Origin of the sequence: Paenibacillus lycopersici (assembly GCF_010119935.1) — a bacterium.
Taxonomy (GTDB): Bacteria; Bacillota; Bacilli; order Paenibacillales; family Paenibacillaceae; genus Paenibacillus_Z; species Paenibacillus_Z lycopersici.
Map to the genome: position 1 here is coordinate 2,067,814 of NZ_CP048209.1, position 19,215 is coordinate 2,087,028.

Here is a 19,215-nt window from a genome sequence, read left to right on the forward strand (position 1 = left end):
CGCCGGACGGCCCGTCCGCATGGTATTGGATACGAAAAATGGCAAACACTAAAGAAGAGGGTTTCCGCATGTTCGCCTTGCTTGTCGTCGTGCCCGGGAAGCCGGGCCGCTCCGCTTCGAAGGTGCTCCTCCGCCGCGGCAACGGCCCGATCCGCGCTGCTACACGGGTCTGTACTGGGAAGCGATTTCGTCGATCCACTGCCGGACGGCCGGACTCAGGCTATCCGAATGATCATAGATGAGCGAAGTCGTCCGTTTCGACTGCTCCAGCTCGCGGATCGGCACGACGAGCAGGTCGTTGTCCGTCAGCATCTGCGGACGCAGGTACGACTTCGGCAGCAGCGTCGCCGCTCGGCATGTCTGCAGCAGGCGCAGGATCGCCTCGAACGAGTCGATCTCCATGCGGACGTCGGGCAGCAGCCGATAGCGCTCGAACAGCTCGTCCGTCATGATCCGGTACCAGGTGCCCTTGGAGAACAGAATCATCGGCATGCCGTTCAAATCGTTGATGACCGGCGCTGTTTTCTCCATTATAAAGTGGTTTCGCGGAAGAACGAGCACGAGGTGGTCGTCGAAGAGCGGCACGCAGTTGAGATGCGGATCCTCGATGCTCGAGGCGACGATGCCGAGATCGGCTTTGCGTTCGCGGACAAGCGTGACGATTTCATGCGTTTTGCCGGTAATCGCTTTGATGTCGAGCTCCGGGCTGATCGCGGTCAGCGCCTGGATCAAGTCCGGCAGGGACGTTTGCAGCGTCGTCAGGCTGGCGCCGATCGTGAACGTGGAGCGTCCGGTATCCTTGTACTCGGCAAGCAGCTTCAGGAAGCGCAGATGCTGCTGCCTCGCTTCCACCGCGTAGTCGTACGTCAGCTGGCCGATGCGCGTCAGTTCCAGCCGTTTGCCGATCCGGCGGAAGAGCAGCGTGCCGAGCTCCTGCTCCAGCTTGGCGATTTTGCGCGACAGGGCCGGCTGGGACAGGTTGAGCGCCGCCGACGCCTTGTTCATGCTGGACTGCTCGACGACGACGGTAAACATGTTCAATTCTTCTAGCATGGACTGCCGTGTCCCCCTTGTCATGGAGCTGATTATTCGAGCTGCATATGTCGATTCGTTATAAGTTGTAATGAATAATACGCAATTCCATTATAAGCGCAAAAGGAGTATGATGTGAAATGCGACCATTATGTGAAAATGTTTAGTAATCGGGGGCGGATTCATCGGTTGCGCAGCTCATTGCCATCCTGCCGATGGAAAGAAACTTTATTGACGCCTTTTTGGGCGAAGGGTACAATGGAGAATGGTTTTGTCGAATGGTGAAAATTGGCGAATGTAACCCCACAGTTTGGAAAGGAGAACGTTTACGACATGAAAGGAAATTCGTATTTTTCGCGCAAGCTTCACTCCTTGCTCGGCGTCATCCCGCTTGGCCTGTTCATTATCGAACACATGATAACGAACTTCTCGGCCTATGAGAAAGGACCGCAGGGATTCGCGGACAGCGTCAAGTGGCTGAACGATCTGCCGCTCGTATTCTTCCTGGAGCTGATCGGCATTTGGCTGCCGCTTCTGTTCCACGGCGTCTACGGCCTGTACGTGGCTTACCAGTCCAACCTGAATTCCGGCCGCTTCCAGTACGGCCGCAACTGGGCGTTCACGCTGCAGCGGATTACGGGCGTGATTACCTTCATCTTTATCTTCTGGCACTTGTACCAAACGAGGCTGCAAGTCGCGCTCGGCAACGTTACGCATGAGCAGCTGGGCAATGAGATGCACTCGATCACGTCGAACGGCTTCTACTTCGTGCTTTACATTATCGGCATTCTCGCCGCTACGTTCCACTTCAGCAACGGCATGTGGGCCTTCCTCGTCAGCTGGGGCATTACGATCGGACCGCGCGCGCAGCGTGTCTCGTCTTACATTTGGATGGGCGTATTCGTCATCGTGGCGGTGTTGTTCCTGTTGTCGCTCGTGTCGTTCCGCGGCGACGAATTCAAGGAAGCGGCTTCCGCTGCCCTGCAAGCGACGAATCTCGTTTAAGTCTAAGACAAGGAGCGAAATGAAATGGCTAAAAATAGAATGATTGTTGTCGGCGGCGGTCTCGCCGGCCTGATGGCTACGATTAAAGCGGCTGAAGCCGGCGTTCACGTCGACTTGTTCTCCGTCGTGCCGGTCAAGCGTTCGCACTCGGTGTGCGCGCAGGGCGGCATCAACGGCGCCGTGAATACGAAGGGCGAAGGCGACTCCACGTGGGAGCACTTCGACGATACGGTATACGGCGGCGACTTCCTGGCGAATCAACCGCCGGTTAAAGCAATGTGCGACGCCGCGCCGGGCATCATTCACTTGATGGACCGGATGGGCGTTATGTTCAGCCGCACGCCGGAAGGCTTGCTGGATTTCCGCCGCTTCGGCGGCACGCAATATCACCGTACCGCGTTCGCGGGCGCGACGACGGGCCAACAGCTGCTGTACGCGCTGGATGAGCAAGTTCGCCGCTGGGAAACGGCCGGCCTCGTCACGAAGCGCGAGCATTGGGAATTCACGGGCGCGATCCTGGACGACGACGGCGTGTGCCGCGGCATTACCGCGCAAGACCTGCGCTCGATGGAAGTTCATACCTTCGCTGCGGACGCGGTTATATTGGCAACCGGCGGCCCTGGCATTATTTTCGGCAAAACGACGAACTCCGTCATCAACACGGGCACGGCTGCAAGCGCCGTGTATCAACAAGGCGTGTATTACGGGAACGGCGAGTTCATCCAAATTCACCCGACGGCGATTCCCGGCGACGACAAGAACCGCCTGATGTCCGAATCCGCGCGCGGCGAAGGCGGACGGATCTGGACCTACAAGGACGGCAAGCCTTGGTACTTCCTCGAAGAGAAGTATCCGGCGTACGGCAACCTGGTGCCGCGCGATATCGCCACTCGCGAAATCTTCGCGGTGTGCGTCGATCAGAAGCTCGGCATCAACGGCGAGAACAAGGTTTATCTTGACCTGTCCCATAAAGATCCGAAGGAGCTTGACGTGAAGCTCGGCGGTATTATCGAGATTTACGAGAAGTTCACGGGTGACGATCCGCGGAAAATCCCGATGCAGATTTTCCCGGCGGTTCACTATTCGATGGGCGGTCTGTGGGTCGATTACAACCAAATGACGAACATTCCCGGCCTGTTCGCTTGCGGCGAATGCGATTATCAATACCACGGCGCGAACCGTCTCGGCGCGAACTCCCTGCTGTCCGCTATCTACGGCGGCATGATCACGGGGCCGAAAGCCGTCGAATATCTCAAAGGCTTGAAGAAATCGGCCGAGGACCTTCCTTCCTCCGTCTTCGACCGCGAGAAGAAGCGCCAAACGGACAAGTACGAGAACATTCTTAAGATGGACGGCACGGAAAACGCCTACGTCCTGCATAAAGAGCTTGGCGAGCTGATGACGAACAACATGACCGTCGTTCGCTTCAATAAGCGTCTGGAAGAAACGATCGCCTCGATCAAAGACCTGAAGCAGCGCTATCAGAAAATCAACATCAATGACACGGCGAGCTGGAACAACGCCGGCGTGGCGTTCACCCGCCAGCTGTGGAACATGCTGGAGCTGTCCGAAGCGATGACGCTCGGCGCCCTGATGCGGAACGAGAGCCGCGGCGCGCACTACAAGCCGGAATTCCCGGACCGCAACGACGAGGAATTCCTCAAGACGACAAAAGCGAAATGGACGGCGGAAGGCCCGCAAATTTCGTACGAGGACGTCGACGTTTCGCTGATCAAGCCGCGTAAACGCGACTATTCCAAGGACAAATCATAGGAAGGAGAATCACGATGGCGGAAACAGCAGTAGCACAGAAAACGGTCAAGCTGATCATTACGCGCCAGGACGGTCCGGACAAAGCGTCGTACACGGAAGAGTTCGAAGTGCCGTACCGCGCGAACATGAACGTAATCAGCGCGCTGATGGAAATCCAGCGCAATCCGAAGAAGAGCGACGGACAGAAGACGGCGCCCGTATGCTGGGAGTCGAACTGTCTCGAGGAGGTCTGCGGCGCTTGCTCCATGGTCATCAACGGCAAGCCGCGTCAAGCGTGCAGCTCGCTGATCGATAAACTGGAACAGCCGGTTCGCCTGGCTCCGATGAAGACGTTCCCGGTCGTCCGCGACCTGGTCATCAACCGCGAGCGCATGTTCAATGCGCTGAAGCGCGTCAAGGCATGGATCCCGATCGACGGTACGTACGATCTCGGCCCTGGCCCGCGCATGGCGGAAACGAAACGCCAATGGGCGTACGAGCTGTCCAAGTGCATGACATGCGGCGTCTGCCTGGAGGCATGCCCGAACGTCAACGACCGCAACAGCTTCATCGGTCCTGCGGCGATCTCGCAGGTTCGCTTGTTCAACGCGCATCCGACGGGCGAAATGCACAAGGAAGAGCGTCTGGAAGCGCTGATGGACGACGGCGGCATCGAAGGCTGCGGCAATTCGCAGAACTGCGTGCGCTCCTGTCCGAAGGGCATTCCGCTGACGACGTCGATCGCGGCGATCAATAAGGATACGACGAAGCATTTGTTCAAGACATGGCTTGGCATGTAGCTTCGGTTTGAGGAATAAAGGCGCTCCTTTGCGGGGCGCCTTTTGCTTTGGGCATCGCTTAGGGCAGGGGCAGGAGGCGGCTCCCTGGGGGCCGGCACTCCGTGCGGATGTTACGGTGAGCGCTCCCGTGGTGCTTCGCACCAAAGTCGCTCTCATTCGTAACTTCCGTGCTCCGTGCCTTCGAGGCGGCCGCAGCCGTATTGTCGGGATGCCTGTCGCGGGGGGAGGCGGCGCGAGAAGGCGCAGGGAAGGCGGGCAGGAAGTGGCTCCCCGGGGCCGGCACTCCGTACGGATGTTACGATGAGCGCTCCCGTGGTGCTTCGCACCAAAGTCGCTCTCATTCGTAACTTCCGTGCTCCGTGCTTCCGGGGTGGCCGCAGCCGTACCATCGGGAAGGCTTCCGCGGCGGGCGGAGCAGGAGGCGGCTCCCTGGGGGCCGGCACTTCGTGCGAATGTTACGATGAGCGCTCCCGTGGTGCTTCGCACCAAAGTCGCTCTCATGCGTAACTTCCGTGCTCCGTGCCTCCTGGTCGCCGCCGCCGTGCCGTCGCGATGCCTGTCGCAGGGGAGGCGTCGCCGGAAGAAGGTCGCGGCTTTAATAAACCTGCGCCGGGGCAGTAGGACAGCAGGCCGGCTCGTCCGGGCGAGGGGTACGTATCATGTTGCCTGTTGCTGCGTTTGGCGCCGCGCCAAGGTCGCGGACATACGATCCGTTATTTGTTGAAAATCTCCCTTTTTCAAAGACGGCTCGGACTTAGGATCCGCTATTTGCCGATGTGAGCATCGAAAATCTCGCATTTGATCGAAATAACGAATCTGGTGCTCTTCCGTCAATAAAGTGGACAAGAAATTATGCATTTTTTTCGTAATAAAGTTGCTCAAATAGATACGGCGAAATGTAGCCGAGTGTGCTGTTCGAGCGTTTGCGGTTGTAAAAGAACTCCAGGTAGCGGTAGATTTCCTGGTATGCCTCTGCCTGGGTTTTAAACTTAGGATTGCAGTAGATCAATTCGCGTTTCAAGATGCTGTGGTACGCCTCGATACAAGCGTTATCGTAGCAGTTGCCTCTGCGACTCATGCTGGCTTCCATTTTGTACTTCTTGAGCTGCTTGCGGTATTCTTTGGACGCGTATTGCGATCCGCGATCAGAGTGATGAATGAGACCCTTTGCTGGTTTCTTAGCCGCGTACGCTTGCTTCAAGGCGTCCAAAACCAAATCTGTCGTCATGGTATTGCTAAGCTTCCAGCCTACGATTTGCTTCGTGTATAAATCCAAAATGCTAGCCAGGTAAAGCTTCCCTTGGCGGCAGGGGATATACGTAATATCCGCTACCCACTTCTGGTTCGGTTTCGTTGCGGTAAAATCTTGCTGAAGCACGTTTGGCGCAATCGGCAGTTGGTGTTTAGAATCTGTCGTGGTCACTCTGAATTTCCCCGACATGCACGAGCGAAGGTTGTTCTCTTTCATGATCTTGCCTACCGTGCGTTCAGAGACGACCCAGCCTTCTTTGACGAGCTCATTGTGTATGCGCGGGCTGCCGTAGCGTTTCTGTGAGTCGTAGAAGTGCCACGTAATCCTTTCAGTGAGCTGCTTTTTACGCAGTTGACGCTCGGAAGGCGTTGCTTCAAGCCATTTGTAATAGCCGCTCTTGGATACTCCTAAGACTACGCACATTTTCTCGACTCGGAACTCGGAGCGGTGTTCGTCGATGAGCTGGAACCTTAGTTCTTTGCTTTGCTGAAAATGTGCAATGCTTTTTTTAGGATAGCGAGCTCTTCTTTCATGTCTTCGAGCTCGCGTTCTTTACGGCGGTTCTCCAGCTCAGCATCCTTTAGTGACTGTTCGAGGAGTTTGATTTTCTCAGGGTGATTCACCACCGGCTCCTTTTCGAACTGTCGGTACTGTGTCATCCATTGACTCAGCGTACTTTTGGGGATATTCAACTCCTCACTCAGATCCGAAAGGGACTTCGTTTGCTCCTGCACGAATCGCACTGTTTGTCTCTTAAATTCTTCGTTGTATCGTTGCCGTTGTTCCCCCATAGTGGACACCTCTTCTTATTCGTTACGTGTATTATCCTGTGTTCGTTAAGCGTGTGTCCACTATTAATACTAACTGCATGGTGTCCGAAAGATGTGAAAATGAATGTCAATTCGGACGAATAACGGATCTGGTGTCCGTAAGGCAAGCGGCAGTGCTGTCCTAGTACTAGTCCGTCATGATGATAGCAGTTGCGCCTGCTTGCGCAGGCTGCGCGTGCGCGATGGCGCCGCTCAATGCTTCCGCCCACGAGCCGATGCCCGGCTTTAGGAACGGCTGCGGCGCCATTCCGACGCCTGCCGCCCCTCAAGGCCGCCGCCCACGAGCCGATGCCCGGCATCAAGCCCGGCTGCCGCTGTACACCAGACCAACGCACCAAACCAGCACAGCAGACCAGCACAGCAAGCCTGCACAGCACACCAGCAGGCCAGCACACCAGACCAGCACAGCAAGCCAGTACACCAAACCAGCACAGCAGGCCAGCGCACGAAACCAGCGCAGCAGGCCAGCGCACCACGCCGGCACACCAGGCCGCTCCCCCCGCTAAGCCGCGAAGCCCGACGCCGGCAATCGGCGTCGGGCTTCGCAACACAAAAGGGCTGTTCCGCATGGGAACAGCCCTTCCTTGCTATAACAGCCCAAGCCGCTCAGGATCGGCGGCTTAGCACCAATGTTCGCCCCAATCTTGAATGGATTGGATAACGGGCTCAAGTCCTCGCCCTTTCTTGGTCAATTCATATTCAATCCGAACGGGCATCTCGGGATAGACATTACGTTTAATGATCTCGCAATGCTCCAATTCCTTCATCCGGTCGGTCAACATTTTGTCGCTCATTTCCGGAATTTGTTCTTTGATTTCCTTGAACCGTTTCGGTCCACCCAGAAGGACGCGTATAATCAGAGCGATCCACTTCTTGCCTAACAATTCAGTCGCGCATTCGTACTTTGGGCACATTTTGGAATAATCCACGTTATCACCCCTCTTTCGCTCCCTCTATTGTAACACAGGACAAATTGTAAAGGGAATGGATATTCGGCTTGTGCCGAAGAATACTTTTCATTTGCTATCAACTATAGTAAAGTAAGTTTGAATTGAGAGACATAATATGACAATCTATTATTTTATTCCCGGGCGGTGCCGAAATATTTTCTAGGACGTGTCGAAAACAGGCCTGTTATAATAGAGGGACAGACGAATGCGATAGACAAGGTATCGAGGTGTGCAATGACAGACAACTGGGGTTTCTATGAACGCCGCGCCGGCGGTGAGCAGATGCGCGTTCTCGTTAATATCGGGCATCGGGCGACGGCGCCGCTTGAAGGATATACGGAGCTGTTGTCCGTGACGGTCAATTTGTATCCGGTCCGTGAGAATACGCGCAATAACCGGCAATTCATCATCCAGCTGGAGGAGCTTGAAGCGAAGCTGGAGCATTGGCTGAACGGCACGGCGGATGCGGTGTACGTCGGCCGGATCAACGCCGCGACGCGGCTGGAGTTCTATTATTACGCGAAGGAAGGCCTAACCGGGGGAAATGCGATTCGCGCATGGCTGGACGAGCATTGGCCGCACCGCGCGCAGTCGTATTCGAAGTCGGATCCGGAGTGGGAGTTCTACCGCTTCCTGATGCCGAGCGCGCTGGAAGAGCTGTTCGTTCATAATGCGCAAATGATCTATGCGCTCATTCATAAAGGCGATAAGATCGCGGAGCCTCGCATCGTGTATCACTGGCTGCTGTTTCGCGAGGCGGAGGACAGGGTCGAAATGGAAGAGCTGCTTCAAAGCGAGGGCTACGCGATCGAGAAAGGCAAGGAGAGCAAGCCGGAGGACGACTTCCCGTATCCGCTCGTGATCAGCAAGTACGAGGACGTACGCCTGGATACGATTAATGCCCGCGTGCGCGAGCTGTACCAGCTGCTCGACGGGCGGGCGGGCCGCTACGACGGCTGGGGCTCCACGATGCGGCTGTCGGCCGCGATGCGGTTTCGCTGGTATATGAAGCGCCGCAAGGAAGCGGTGCAATCCGCATGCCGCCGGCTGTTCATGCGCGGCCAATCACAACCGAATCAGAATCAGCCCGGCAATCGTTAAGACGAACGCGGACCACTGGAGCGCGGTCAATCGCTCCCGGTAGACGAGGATGGAGCCGGCGGCGACGACGAGGCCGTTAGTGGCGAAGACCGGCGCGGCGATGCTCGCTTGTCCCGTCTGCAGCGCAACGGCGTAGAGCTGCAAGCCGGCATAGGAGAATAATCCGGCGATCAGGCCCCACTTCAGCCCTGTAGATGCGGCGCTGCGGAGGAGGCTGTCCTTCAACCCGGCTCTAACGGCTGACGATCCATTGCCGGCGGCTGAAGATCCGTCCGTCATGAATCCCGCTCTGTCTGCGGGATGTGCCGCTTCGTCATCGGCGCCCGCCGCATCGCTCGCGGCTGCTGACCTCGACGACAGTCCGACGGATGACTGACGTTTTGACTGAAGTTCTAACTGAGGTTCCGGCTGGGGCTCTGACTGAGATTGCAGAGAAGCGTGAGCTCGCATCCAATTGCGCAGGACGACCCAGGCGAAGCCGAGGAAGGATAGCGCGTAAGCGGCGAACAATACCGGCGTGCCGTGCAGTCCCATCTCGTCCGTTACTTTCAGCCCGCCGTTGCGTACCGCGAACAGCAAGATGCTGAGGCCGACGTAGAGATGCCACTTCCGCCGGAGAGCCTGGCGCTGTCCGGATCTTCGAACGGAGATGAAGACAACGGCGGCGAGCAGCAGCACGATGCCCGTCAGCTCGAACGCGGTCAGCGGCTCGTTATAGACGAAGGTGCCGAGTCCGATGACAAGCACGATGTTCATGTTCGTCAAAGGCGATGTCAGGCTGGCCGGACCGTAAGCCATCGCTTTCATGAACAGCGCGTTGCCGAGCGCGGAGCCGGCTCCGATGAACAGGCCTGCGATCCATACCCGGGGATCGGTCAGCGCCGAATCGAGGGTTCCCTCGATCGCGCCGTTCACCGCGAATCCGGCCGCGCCGGACAAATAAAGACCCAGAAACAGATCGGCGTTCGCGCCGCCCTGCATCTGGGACACTTTCATCCACCAGCCCGCCAGCCCGAAGAGCAGTGCGCTGCCGATAGCTGCTGCAAACCACATTGTATGTCACCTTTCCGCGCGATGTGCGCCCGAAATTCGAATTTGTCATACAACTGAAATGTTTCTGTTATCGTTCCATTACATTCAAGGGGTATTATACTGACCAAGACCCCCTTTTGATTATACATTTACGGACCTGCGATGCGCAGGTCCGCTTTTTTTATCCGAATCCATCACGCCGCCGCAGCGGCTGCTTCTCAGGGAAGGGAAGGGAAGTTCTATAAGGGCACGACAACAGGCTGCTTGTTCTTGTAATACTGCCACTGCGTAAAGCCGATTTCCTTCAGCCGCTTGGCAACGAGCTCCCATTCGTCGCCCACGCGGCCAGGCTTATGCGCGTCGGAGCCGAACGTCACGGCAACGCCGTAATGGCAGGCCCGTTCCAGAATCGCATCCGACGGATACCAGCCGCCGACATCCTTCGTCGAGCCCGAAGTATTGATCTCGATGGAAACGCCGCTGTCCGCAATCAGTTTGAGCGCTTCGTCGATCGCGTCGTCGGCCTGAATGTCCGAGAACGCCGGATAGTAGCCCTTCATGGCGTCGATATGGCCGAGCACCTGGAACATGCCGGTCTGCGCGGATTGGCCGATCAGCTTGTAATAATGACGCTTCTCTTCCTGCTTGCGCGCCTCCGACAAGCCTTTCCACCGGTTGCGGTTGAAGATGCTGACGCCGCGCGACTGATGCACGGAGCCGATGATGTAGTCGAACGGATAACGGGCGTATATGCTGCGGTACAGCTCGATATGCTCGGGGAAGAAATCCGATTCGACGCCGAGCAGCACGTCGATCCGGCCTTCGTACTTGCCTTTCAGCCGCAGCACCTCGTCGACGTAGTTGGCGAATTCGCTCTTCGCCATCGCGATGCCGGGATTGAGCCGATCCTGGTCGCTGAAGAAATAAGGGGAATGATCCGATATGCCGATGACGGCCAAGCCGGCTTTGATCCCGGCTTGAATATAATCCTCGATCCGGTCATCCGCGTGACCGCAACGGAAATGATGCGTATGCAAGTCGAACTTCACGCTGTTCTCCTCCTAAAAGTGTTGTGTGCGCTTCGCAGCCGGGCCTCCGGCAAGATGAACGAAACTCGCTTCGAAAGCATACGCTATTCGCTGCTAATGAAATGGTCTTCGGGCATGCCTTTCAAATCGCTCAGAAACTGCTGCATGGCGGAATTGATGTACCTGCCCGACTTGTACACGAGACCGACCGGGTGGCTCATATCCAGCTCGTTGACTTTGATGCGCTTCAGCGTGCCGAGGCGGACTTCGTTGGCGATGGAGAGCTTGGAGACGACGGCGGCGCCGAGGTTGATCTCCACCATCCGTTTGACCTCTTCGCTGCTCGACAGCTCCATGACGATATTGGGCTGCAAGTTGAATCTGCGGAAGATCTGGTCCAGGAACCGCCGTCCTAACGTATCCGGCGACAGCATAATCATGGGTATGTCCTTCAACGATTCGACGGTCGTATGCTTCAATTGGCTCATGGGATGCTCCGGCGCTACGACGAGCTCGTACGTGTCGTAATACAGGATGGACGTTTCCACGTTCGGATTCCGTTCGTTCAGGTACGTAATGCCGATATCGACGTTCCCGTTCTCGACGCTGGCCATGACGCCGGACGAAGGCATGGAATGAATGGTCGTCTTGATAAGCGGGAATTGATTTTGAAAGTAGGACAGCACACGCGGCAAAATTTGAATGGCGATGGAGGAGGTGGTGCCGAGCACGATATGGCCCTGCGGCGTCTGGTTCAGGTCGGACAGCTTCTGCTTCAATTCTTCTACGATGGACAGCATGCGCTCGGCGTGATCCAGGAAAACCTTGCCGCGATCGGTCAGCGTGACGGGCTGATTCCGATCGATGAGCACCGTCTTAAACTCGTCCTCAAGGCTTTTGATTTGCGCGGACACGGCGGGCTGGGTCAAGTTCAGCAATTCGCCGGCTTTCCGGAAACTCATCGTCCGAGAGATCGTTAACAGCGTTTCAAGCTGGTTTATATTCACGGAATCCCTCCCTACTATTAAAGATTTTTATCACATACTGCTTTTATTATAAATGAAATCCTGCCCGGCAGTAAAGTAAACGTATCGCGTATGAAGGGATCTTCATAATTCGCGAGAAGGAATCATGCGAATGCCGTCGAATCCTTGTGAAAGATTAATGAGCCGTTAGCGCTAATAAAGGAGCGAATCGCATGAACCCCAAGGCGGTGCGAAGCTGGATCATGTACGACTGGGCCAATTCCGCTTTTGTCACGACGATCATGGCCGCGGTAATGCCCGTGTTCTACAAGGAAGTCGCCGGCAAAGGGCTCATCGGCAACGCCGCGGAGAATTACTGGGGCTTCACGCAGACGATCGCGATGCTCTTCGTCGCGGTGCTGTGCCCGATCCTGGGCGCCGTCGCCGACTACGCCGGGTCGAAAGTCCGATTCCTGTCCGCCTTCATGTATATCGGCGCCGCCGCGTCCGTCGGCATGGCGTTTATCGGCGAAGGCGACTGGCTGTTCGCGTCGGTTCTCGTCGTCATCGGGACGATCGGCTTCGCCGCGTCCAATACGTTCTACGACGCGCTGCTGCCGAGCGTATCCACGCCGGAGACGATGAACGCGGTCAGCAACAGAGGCTACGCCATGGGTTATTTGGGCGGCGGATTGCTGCTGCTCGTAAATCTTGTTATGATCATGTTTTACGACAAGCTCGGCTTTCCGACGAAGACGCTCGCCACGCAGACGGTCTTCGCGATGGTCGGCGTCTGGTGGCTCCTGTTCTCGCTGCCCGTCATGCGTAACGTGAAGGAGACGGCGCGCGAAGAAAGCGCGGGCTTCGGCCGGGCGGTGAAGAAGGGATTGTCTCGGGTGAAGGGGACGATCGCGACCTTGAAGCGTTACCCGGAGCTGCTCAAGTACATGGCTTCCTTCTGGTTCTTCAACGACGGCATCAATACCGTCATTGTCATGGCGACGATATACGGCAGCGGAATCGGCATCGAGACGAACGATCTCATCGCGGCGCTGCTCATTACCCAATTCGTCGGGTATCCAAGCACGCTGCTGTTCATCAAGTTCGCTTCGCGGATCGGCGTGAAGAAATCGATCTACAGCTCGTTGACTGTCTATATACTGATCGTCATTCTCGGCTTCTTCATGACGAGCGCCGTCCATTTCTATGCGCTTGCCGCGCTGGTCGGGCTCGTGCAGGGCGGAAGCCAGGCGACGGCGAGGTCGCTGTACGCCTCGCTCGTGCCGCCTTCGAGAACGGCGGAATTCTTCGGCTTCTTAAGCTTATCGAGCAAGTTCGCGTCCATTGCGGGACCGTTCGTCTTCTCGGTCGTCGGCACGATCACGGGCTCCAGCCGCTACGGGATTTTGGCGCTGCTGGCTTTCTTTATCATCGGCATTGCCATTCTCGTTTATGTGGACGTGGATAAAGGAAAGCGGGAGGCGCTGGCCGGTGAGGCCGCCGCCTAACCGCTGCCGAAGCAGGGAACCGGGCAGCTTGTCAGTCACACGAAAGGGGTACTGCCTATGAAAGGAACGACGCATCTGACCATCGGCCTGGCGATCGGCGTCGCGGCGGCCGCGAGCCATCCGTTCACGGCGCGGAATGCGGCGCTGTACGTCGCCGTCGCGGCCTTCTCGTCGCTCAGCGCCGATCTGGACGGCACGAGCATGCTGAGCGGCAAGCTGAACCGCGCGGCCAAGGCGGTTCACGCGCTGCTGTTATGGGGCGGAGCCGCCTTGACCGCGGCGGCCGGCATTGCCTATGCGGCCAAAGGCTTTCTCCGCGTGGAGTGGGCCATCGCCGCCGTCTCGGTGCTGCTGCTCGGCCTCGTGCTCGGCAACGGCAAGATTCGCAACGCGCTCGTCAGCTTGATCGGACTCGGGCTGCTGTACGGCGGCTTCGCCCAAGGGCTGTCATGGCTGATGGGACTCGGCGTCTTCGTCGCCTGGGTGCCTTGGCTGAACCATCGCGGATTGACGCACACGGTATGGGCCGCCGCGGCATGGTGGGCCATCGGCAACGGGCTGGAGGCGCAGATCGGCGTAGCGGATATCGCGCAAACCGCGTTATGGGGCTACCTGTCGCATTTGATCGCCGATACGTTGACGCCAAGCGGCGTCAAATGGCTGTATCCGCTGACGAAGAAGACGTTCAAGCTGCCGCTCGGCAAGCTGTAATCCGGGTAGCAATTGCAAAAAGCTCTCCGAGACCTTAAGGGTCAAGGAGAGCTTTTGGCATATCGTTGCGGAATGCCGCAGCGGCTCAGAGCCATTCCTTCTTGCGGAAGATGAAGAACATGCCGAATCCGAGCAGCAGCATGAACGTCAGCAGCACGTAGGAGCCGCCGTGCATATGGAGGCCGGGAATGTAGTCGAAGTTCATCCCGTAAATGCCGGTAATGAAGGTGAGCGGCATGAAGATCGTCGTCAAGGCGGTGAACACGCGCATGATTTCGTTCGCGCGGTTGGCGAGGCTGGATTGATAAGCTTCTCGCAAGTTGCCCATGAGATCGCGGTACGTGTCGAATGTCTCGGCGATCTTGACGGCGTTCTCGTAGATGTCGCTGAAATATTTTTGCAGCTGGTCGTCGATCAGCTTGAGATCCTTCTTGTTGAGCGTCGCGATCAATTCCTTCTGCGGGCCGAGCACTTTCTTCAGCCATAGAATCTCGCTTCGCAGACCGATGATCTCGTTCAGATGCGATTTCTTCGTATGCACGAGAATGTCTTCTTCCAGACTCTCGATGCGCACCTCGATCCGGTCGCCGACGAGGAAGTAATTGTCGACAACGATGTCGACGAGATGATACAGGAAGTGGTCCGGCCTGCTGACCTGCTCCTCGAGCAGAATCGGCTTCAGCGAGCGAAGCTCGTTGATCTTCTGTTTCGTAACGGTAATGATATAATGGCGTCCCAGAAAAATGTTCAAGGCGCGCAGAAAAATTTCTTCATCGTCAAAACGGATGCTGTTGATAACGAGAAAATAATGGCCCTCGTGAATCTCGATTTTGGGCCGCTGCTCCTCTTCGCTCAGGCAGTCTTCGACCGCCAGTTCGTGAAGCGAGAATAACGGCTGCAATACGGTAAGATCGTCCACGTCCGCGTCGATCCAGTAGAAGCCCTCCGCGGGCGGAATCGTTGCCGTGGCAACGTCGTCGATCGTCTTGAAGACGCCTTGCGTCACATGACGGATTTTCATCCGCGCTCCTCCTCTCCTGCCTAGCTGAATAGTTCCCGGATGCCGGCATGAGGAAGGAAGCCTGCGCGAACACGCCCAAAGGACCGTTATTCGCGGCGCCGCAAGACAGGGCGGTCGTACGAATAAGGCCGGTTAAGCGTATGCGGACAAACTGACGCTTCAACACGCCGGTGATCGATGCGACAACGCGTATCCATCATGCGGGAAGCCGCATGCACGGTACGGTTGTCCGCAGGCCTCGGGTCGCCGTCCATATTCGTAAACACCCCTTTATCGTTCAAATAAGCGACAAGTCGCGCATAATCCTTGTCTAGTATACTCCGACAGCGTCTTTCCATACAAGCACAAAAATAGGGCGTTCGCCTGTATTAGCATATGCCCCGAAAAGCCTGTGGTGACGCCGTTTTCGTAGACTTGAAAGGGGCTTCGCCGCCCAATGTCCGGTGTAAGCGTTTCACCTTGAACGGAGGTGTCTTGACGTATACGGAGGAATGATTTAAAGTATTCCCATAACGTGATTCCACAATTAAATAAGCAAGCTTTCTTATCAAGAGCAGGCGGAGGGACTAGCCCGATGAAGCCCGGCAACCGGCGTGTGAACGCACGGTGCTAATTCTTGCGGAAACGTTGGTTTCTGAGAGATGAGAGGCGCATGAACGATACAGTTATGCCCCTCTCTGTCAGAGAGGGGCTTTCGCTTTTTCATTGCCCTCCTCAAGAGAAGACAGAACGATGACAGGAGTGAGTCGACATGCCGATCAAGGTACCCGATCAATTACCGGCGAAAGACATTCTGATCGAAGAGAATATCTTCGTCATGGAAGAGAGCTTCGCGTATCACCAGGACATCCGCCCGCTGCGGATCGTCATTCTCAATCTGATGCCGACCAAGGAAGTGACCGAGACGCAGCTGCTGAGGCTGATCGGCAACACGCCGCTTCAAGTGGAAGCGGTGCTGATTCACCCGAAGACGCACACGTCCAAGAATACGTCCTCGCAGCATCTGGAGTCGTTCTACAAAACGTTCGACGATATCAAGCACGAATACTACGACGGCATGATCATCACGGGCGCTCCCGTAGAGACGCTGCCGTTCGAAGAAGTGAATTATTGGGAAGAACTGAAGGACATCATGGACTGGTCGACCCGCAAAGTGACTTCGACGTTCCATATCTGTTGGGGCGCGCAGGCCGGCCTGTACCACCATTACGGCATTCCGAAATACGATCTGGCCGAGAAAATGTTCGGCGTATTCCCGCATCAGGTCGTGAAACGCAACGTACCGCTGATGAGAGGCTTCGACGAGCAATTCTTCGTGCCGCAGTCGCGCCATACGGAAGTCCGCACCGCGGATATCGAAGCGGTGAACGACCTGGACATCCTGTCCACTTCGCCCGACGCCGGCGTGTACATCGCGGCTTCCCGCAACGGCCGGCAAATATTCGTCACGGGCCATTCCGAATACGATCCGTGTTCGCTCAAGGCGGAATACGACCGCGACGTGGCCAAAGGAATGGACATCGCGCTGCCGAGAAATTACTATCCGAACGACGATCCGTCCAAGCTGCCGCTGTCCACGTGGCGCGCGCATGCGAACCTGCTGTTCTCGAACTGGCTGAATTATTACGTGTACCAGCAAACGCCGTACGATCTGGGAGCGGGCATATAACGCGAGCCCCACAAACGCACAATAGACGCAAGTATATAGGAGAGGGAGTCTTCCGCACATGAAAATCGAAAGCCGTTTAGCGCAAATCGGATCCATCAAGGAGCCCGTTACCGGGGCCGTCAGTTTTCCCGTCTATCAAGCGACCGCTTTCCGCCACCCGCGCCTCGGTGAGAGCACCGGGTTCGATTACGCCCGCACCAAGAGCCCGACGCGCTCCGTGCTGGAGGAAGCGGCGGCGCAGCTGGAATCCGGCGACGCCGGATTCGCCTGCAGCAGCGGCATGGCCGCGCTGACGACCATCTTCTCGCTGTTCGGACAGGGGGACCATCTCCTCGTATCCCTTGACCTGTACGGCGGCACCTACCGCCTGCTGGAGCGGATCATGAGCCGCTTCGGCGTGACGGCGACGTACGTCGATACGAACGATATCGACGAGCTGAACATGCTCGTTACGCCGTCGACGAAGGCGATTCTGATCGAAACGCCGACGAATCCGCTGATGATGATTACGGACCTGGAGCGCGTCTGCGCATGGGCGAAATCGAAGAACCTGCTGTCGATCGTGGACAACACGCTGCTGACGCCGTTCTTCCAGCGTCCGATCGAGCTTGGCGCGGATATCGTCGTGCACAGCGCATCCAAATATCTGGGCGGCCACAACGACGTGCTTGCCGGCCTGATCGTGACGAAGGGCAAGGAGCTGTCCGAGCAGATGGCGTTCCTGCACAATTCGCTCGGCGCCGTGCTCGGTCCGCAGGATTCCTGGCTGCTGATGCGAGGCATGAAGACGCTGGCGCTGCGCATGGAGCGCCATCAGGCCAACGCGACGGCCATCGCGAACTGGCTGCTCGCGCATGAAGCGGTGGACGAAGTGTACTATCCGGCGCTTCCGCATCATCCCGGCCATGACGCGCAGAGCCGTCAATCGTCCGGCAACACCGGCATCTTCTCGTTCCGCTTGAAGAATGCCGCTTACGTGGAGCCGATTCTGCGCCATATCCGGCTGATCGCGTTCGCCGAGAGCCTCGGCGGCGTGGAATCGCTGATGACCTATCCGGCCGTGCAGACGCATGCCGACATTCCGGTCGAAATCCGGCAGAAAATCGGCGTCGACGATCGTCTGCTGCGCTTCTCCGTCGGCATCGAGCACCAGGACGATCTGATCGCCGACCTGGCGCAGGCGTTCGATGCGGCAAAACGCGAAATCGAGGGGGCTTAATCCGATGTCCGAGCAGCAATCCAAAAACAACAACAACAAGCCCGAAACGAAATTCGCGACGAAGCTGATTCATTTCGGCAGCGAAATCGACGAGCATACCGGCGCGTCCAGCGTGCCGATCTACCAAGCGTCGACGTTCCACCACCACGACATCTTCAATCCGCCGGTGCATGACTACAGCCGTTCCGGCAATCCGACGCGCCAGGCGCTGGAAGATTACATCGCGCTGCTCGAAGGCGGCGCGCGCGGGTTCGCGTTCGCCTCCGGCATGGCGGCGATCTCGACAGCGTTCCTGCTGTTCTCGACCGGCGACCACGTCATCGTGACGGAGGACGTCTACGGCGGCACGTACCGCCTGCTGACGACCGTTCTGAACCGGCTCGGCATCGAGTCGACGTTCGTGGACATGACGGATTTCGACGCGGTGAAGGCGGCGCTTCGTTCCAATACGAAGGCCGTGTTCATGGAGACGCCGTCCAACCCGACGCTCAAAATTACCGATATCGGCGAGATCGCGGCATGGGCGAAATCGCATGAGCTGATCACGCTGCTGGACAACACGTTCATGACGCCTTACCATCAGCGTCCGATCGAGCTCGGCGTGGATATCGTCCTGCACAGCGCGACGAAGTTCCTCGGCGGGCACAGCGATGTCTTGGCCGGACTGGCCGTCGTGGCGAACGACAGCCTCGGACGCCGTCTGAAGCAGCTGCAGAACGGGCTCGGCACCGTGCTTGCGCCGCAGGAATCGTGGCTGCTGATGCGCGGCATGAAGACGCTGCAGGCGCGCATGGAGCAGAGCGAGCGCAGCACCCGCAAGCTGGCGGAATGGCTGAGCGGCCATCCGGCGGTAACGCGCGTGTATTATCCGGGGCTGGCCGATCACCCGCGCCGCGAGGTCCACGAGAAGCAGTCCAAGGGCTACGGCGCGGTCGTCTCCTTCGACGTCGGCGACGGCGACCGGGCGAAGGCGGTGCTGAGCCGCGTGAAGCTGCCGCTCGTGGCGGTAAGCCTTGGCGCCGTCGAGAGCATCTTGTCGTATCCGGCAATGATGTCCCATGCGGCGATGCCGCAGGAAGTGCGGCATGAACGCGGCATTACCGACGGGCTGCTGCGCTACTCCGTCGGTCTCGAGGATATCGACGATCTGATCGCGGATTTGGATCAAGCGCTGAACGGGTAATTCGGCGCATATAGAGCCATACGCGGCTGTCCGGATGGACTAGCCGCGTTTTTCTTCGTTTTGGGGGAGTTACCGCGTTCGGACGGCATATGACGGCCGATTGCGTTTGTGGTAGTATAAATTGAACCTGTTTGGGTACGGAAATGTGGAATGAAGG

The 19,215-nt window shown here is 57.3% G+C and carries 17 protein-coding genes and 1 riboswitch; of the genes, 9 read left to right on the forward strand and 8 right to left on the reverse strand.

Annotated features, from left to right (window positions below):
• Positions 1–159: 159 nt before the first annotated feature.
• On the reverse strand, positions 160–1,053 hold the full coding sequence (locus GXP70_RS08905; protein WP_162356113.1) for a LysR family transcriptional regulator: 894 nt from the start codon (positions 1,051–1,053) through the stop codon (positions 160–162).
• Between the two features lie 312 nt (positions 1,054–1,365).
• Here GXP70_RS08905 and GXP70_RS08910 point away from each other — a divergent pair, with 312 nt between their 5' ends.
• Genes GXP70_RS08910 through sdhB form a run of 3 tightly spaced genes read left to right on the forward strand, consistent with a single transcriptional unit; the run spans position 1,366 to position 4,589 of the window.
• Positions 1,366–2,037 (forward strand): succinate dehydrogenase cytochrome b558 subunit, encoded by a 672-nt coding sequence (locus GXP70_RS08910; protein ID WP_162356114.1) that lies wholly within the window; start codon positions 1,366–1,368, stop codon positions 2,035–2,037.
• Positions 2,038–2,061: 24 nt separating this feature from the next.
• Positions 2,062–3,810 carry a succinate dehydrogenase flavoprotein subunit gene (gene sdhA / locus GXP70_RS08915; protein ID WP_162356115.1) on the forward strand — a complete coding sequence of 583 codons (1,749 nt, stop codon included), beginning with the start codon at positions 2,062–2,064 and terminating at the stop codon, positions 3,808–3,810.
• Between the two features lie 14 nt (positions 3,811–3,824).
• The gene (gene sdhB / locus GXP70_RS08920) at positions 3,825–4,589 is read left to right on the forward strand and encodes a succinate dehydrogenase iron-sulfur subunit (protein ID WP_162356116.1); all 765 of its coding nucleotides are present in this window, start codon (positions 3,825–3,827) and stop codon (positions 4,587–4,589) included.
• A gap of 850 nt (positions 4,590–5,439) precedes the next feature.
• On the opposite strand, the gene GXP70_RS08925 is transcribed toward sdhB, so the two are convergent.
• The 3 genes from GXP70_RS08925 to GXP70_RS08935 form a co-directional block, all read right to left on the reverse strand.
• Entirely contained in the window at positions 5,440–6,342 is a 903-nt protein-coding gene (locus GXP70_RS08925; RefSeq protein ID WP_162360268.1) for an IS3 family transposase, read from the reverse strand.
• On the reverse strand, positions 6,312–6,632 hold the full coding sequence (locus GXP70_RS08930; RefSeq protein WP_162355109.1) for a transposase: 321 nt from the start codon (positions 6,630–6,632) through the stop codon (positions 6,312–6,314). Before GXP70_RS08930 ends, GXP70_RS08925 begins: the two co-directional genes overlap by 31 nt.
• Before the next feature lie 659 nt (positions 6,633–7,291).
• Positions 7,292–7,600 carry a winged helix-turn-helix transcriptional regulator gene (locus tag GXP70_RS08935; RefSeq protein WP_318652420.1) on the reverse strand — a complete coding sequence of 103 codons (309 nt, stop codon included), beginning with the start codon at positions 7,598–7,600 and terminating at the stop codon, positions 7,292–7,294.
• A gap of 255 nt (positions 7,601–7,855) precedes the next feature.
• Here GXP70_RS08935 and GXP70_RS08940 point away from each other — a divergent pair, with 255 nt between their 5' ends.
• Positions 7,856–8,722 (forward strand): DUF695 domain-containing protein, encoded by an 867-nt coding sequence (locus GXP70_RS08940; protein ID WP_162356117.1) that lies wholly within the window; start codon positions 7,856–7,858, stop codon positions 8,720–8,722.
• On the opposite strand, the gene GXP70_RS29785 is transcribed toward GXP70_RS08940, so the two are convergent.
• From GXP70_RS29785 to GXP70_RS08955, 3 genes are all read right to left on the reverse strand, one after another.
• Positions 8,687–9,775 (reverse strand): EamA family transporter, encoded by a 1,089-nt coding sequence (locus tag GXP70_RS29785; protein WP_225442730.1) that lies wholly within the window; start codon positions 9,773–9,775, stop codon positions 8,687–8,689. The genes GXP70_RS08940 and GXP70_RS29785 overlap by 36 nt on opposite strands.
• A gap of 218 nt (positions 9,776–9,993) precedes the next feature.
• Positions 9,994–10,803: a histidinol-phosphatase gene (locus tag GXP70_RS08950; protein WP_162356118.1), complete on the reverse strand. Its 810-nt coding sequence runs from the start codon at positions 10,801–10,803 to the stop codon at positions 9,994–9,996.
• 83 nt (positions 10,804–10,886) lie between these two features.
• On the reverse strand, positions 10,887–11,789 hold the full coding sequence (locus GXP70_RS08955; protein WP_162356119.1) for a LysR family transcriptional regulator: 903 nt from the start codon (positions 11,787–11,789) through the stop codon (positions 10,887–10,889).
• Positions 11,790–11,980: 191 nt separating this feature from the next.
• Here GXP70_RS08955 and GXP70_RS08960 point away from each other — a divergent pair, with 191 nt between their 5' ends.
• The gene (locus GXP70_RS08960) at positions 11,981–13,255 is read left to right on the forward strand and encodes an MFS transporter (RefSeq protein ID WP_162356120.1); all 1,275 of its coding nucleotides are present in this window, start codon (positions 11,981–11,983) and stop codon (positions 13,253–13,255) included.
• 57 nt (positions 13,256–13,312) lie between these two features.
• Positions 13,313–13,966, forward strand: a complete 654-nt coding sequence (locus tag GXP70_RS08965; protein WP_162356121.1) for a metal-dependent hydrolase — start codon at positions 13,313–13,315, stop codon at positions 13,964–13,966.
• A gap of 85 nt (positions 13,967–14,051) precedes the next feature.
• Here the strand turns inward: GXP70_RS08965 and corA are convergent, their stop codons facing one another.
• The gene (corA, locus tag GXP70_RS08970; RefSeq protein WP_162356122.1) at positions 14,052–14,987 is read right to left on the reverse strand and encodes a magnesium/cobalt transporter CorA; all 936 of its coding nucleotides are present in this window, start codon (positions 14,985–14,987) and stop codon (positions 14,052–14,054) included.
• Between the two features lie 541 nt (positions 14,988–15,528).
• Positions 15,529–15,635: riboswitch (SAM riboswitch) on the forward strand.
• Between the two features lie 103 nt (positions 15,636–15,738).
• On the opposite strand from corA, the gene metA reads away from it, so the two are divergent.
• The 3 genes from metA to GXP70_RS08985 are packed head-to-tail and all read left to right on the forward strand — an operon-like array spanning position 15,739 to position 19,058.
• Positions 15,739–16,656 (forward strand): homoserine O-acetyltransferase MetA, encoded by a 918-nt coding sequence (gene metA / locus GXP70_RS08975; protein ID WP_162356123.1) that lies wholly within the window; start codon positions 15,739–15,741, stop codon positions 16,654–16,656.
• A 58-nt stretch (positions 16,657–16,714) separates the two neighbouring features.
• Positions 16,715–17,875 carry a PLP-dependent transferase gene (locus GXP70_RS08980; RefSeq protein ID WP_162356124.1) on the forward strand — a complete coding sequence of 387 codons (1,161 nt, stop codon included), beginning with the start codon at positions 16,715–16,717 and terminating at the stop codon, positions 17,873–17,875.
• A gap of 4 nt (positions 17,876–17,879) precedes the next feature.
• Positions 17,880–19,058, forward strand: a complete 1,179-nt coding sequence (locus GXP70_RS08985) for an aminotransferase class I/II-fold pyridoxal phosphate-dependent enzyme (RefSeq protein ID WP_162356125.1) — start codon at positions 17,880–17,882, stop codon at positions 19,056–19,058.
• Positions 19,059–19,215 lie beyond the last annotated feature (157 nt).

Bases quoted from the DNA above. Each gene is read 5' to 3' on its own strand.
- GXP70_RS08960 (WP_162356120.1), top strand. From the start codon at position 11,981: ATGAACCCCAAGGCGGTGCGAAGCTGGATCATGTACGACTGGGCCAAT.
- GXP70_RS08965 (WP_162356121.1), top strand. From the start codon at position 13,313: ATGAAAGGAACGACGCATCTGACCATCGGCCTGGCGATCGGCGTCGCG.
- GXP70_RS29785 (WP_225442730.1), bottom strand. From the start codon at position 9,775: ATGTGGTTTGCAGCAGCTATCGGCAGCGCACTGCTCTTCGGGCTGGCG.
- sdhA (WP_162356115.1), top strand. From the start codon at position 2,062: ATGGCTAAAAATAGAATGATTGTTGTCGGCGGCGGTCTCGCCGGCCTG.
- sdhB (WP_162356116.1), top strand. From the start codon at position 3,825: ATGGCGGAAACAGCAGTAGCACAGAAAACGGTCAAGCTGATCATTACG.
- GXP70_RS08985 (WP_162356125.1), top strand. From the start codon at position 17,880: ATGTCCGAGCAGCAATCCAAAAACAACAACAACAAGCCCGAAACGAAA.
- GXP70_RS08940 (WP_162356117.1), top strand. From the start codon at position 7,856: ATGACAGACAACTGGGGTTTCTATGAACGCCGCGCCGGCGGTGAGCAG.
- GXP70_RS08980 (WP_162356124.1), top strand. From the start codon at position 16,715: ATGAAAATCGAAAGCCGTTTAGCGCAAATCGGATCCATCAAGGAGCCC.
- corA (WP_162356122.1), bottom strand. From the start codon at position 14,987: ATGAAAATCCGTCATGTGACGCAAGGCGTCTTCAAGACGATCGACGAC.
- GXP70_RS08910 (WP_162356114.1), top strand. From the start codon at position 1,366: ATGAAAGGAAATTCGTATTTTTCGCGCAAGCTTCACTCCTTGCTCGGC.
- GXP70_RS08905 (WP_162356113.1), bottom strand. From the start codon at position 1,053: ATGCTAGAAGAATTGAACATGTTTACCGTCGTCGTCGAGCAGTCCAGC.
- GXP70_RS08930 (WP_162355109.1), bottom strand. From the start codon at position 6,632: ATGGGGGAACAACGGCAACGATACAACGAAGAATTTAAGAGACAAACA.
- metA (WP_162356123.1), top strand. From the start codon at position 15,739: ATGCCGATCAAGGTACCCGATCAATTACCGGCGAAAGACATTCTGATC.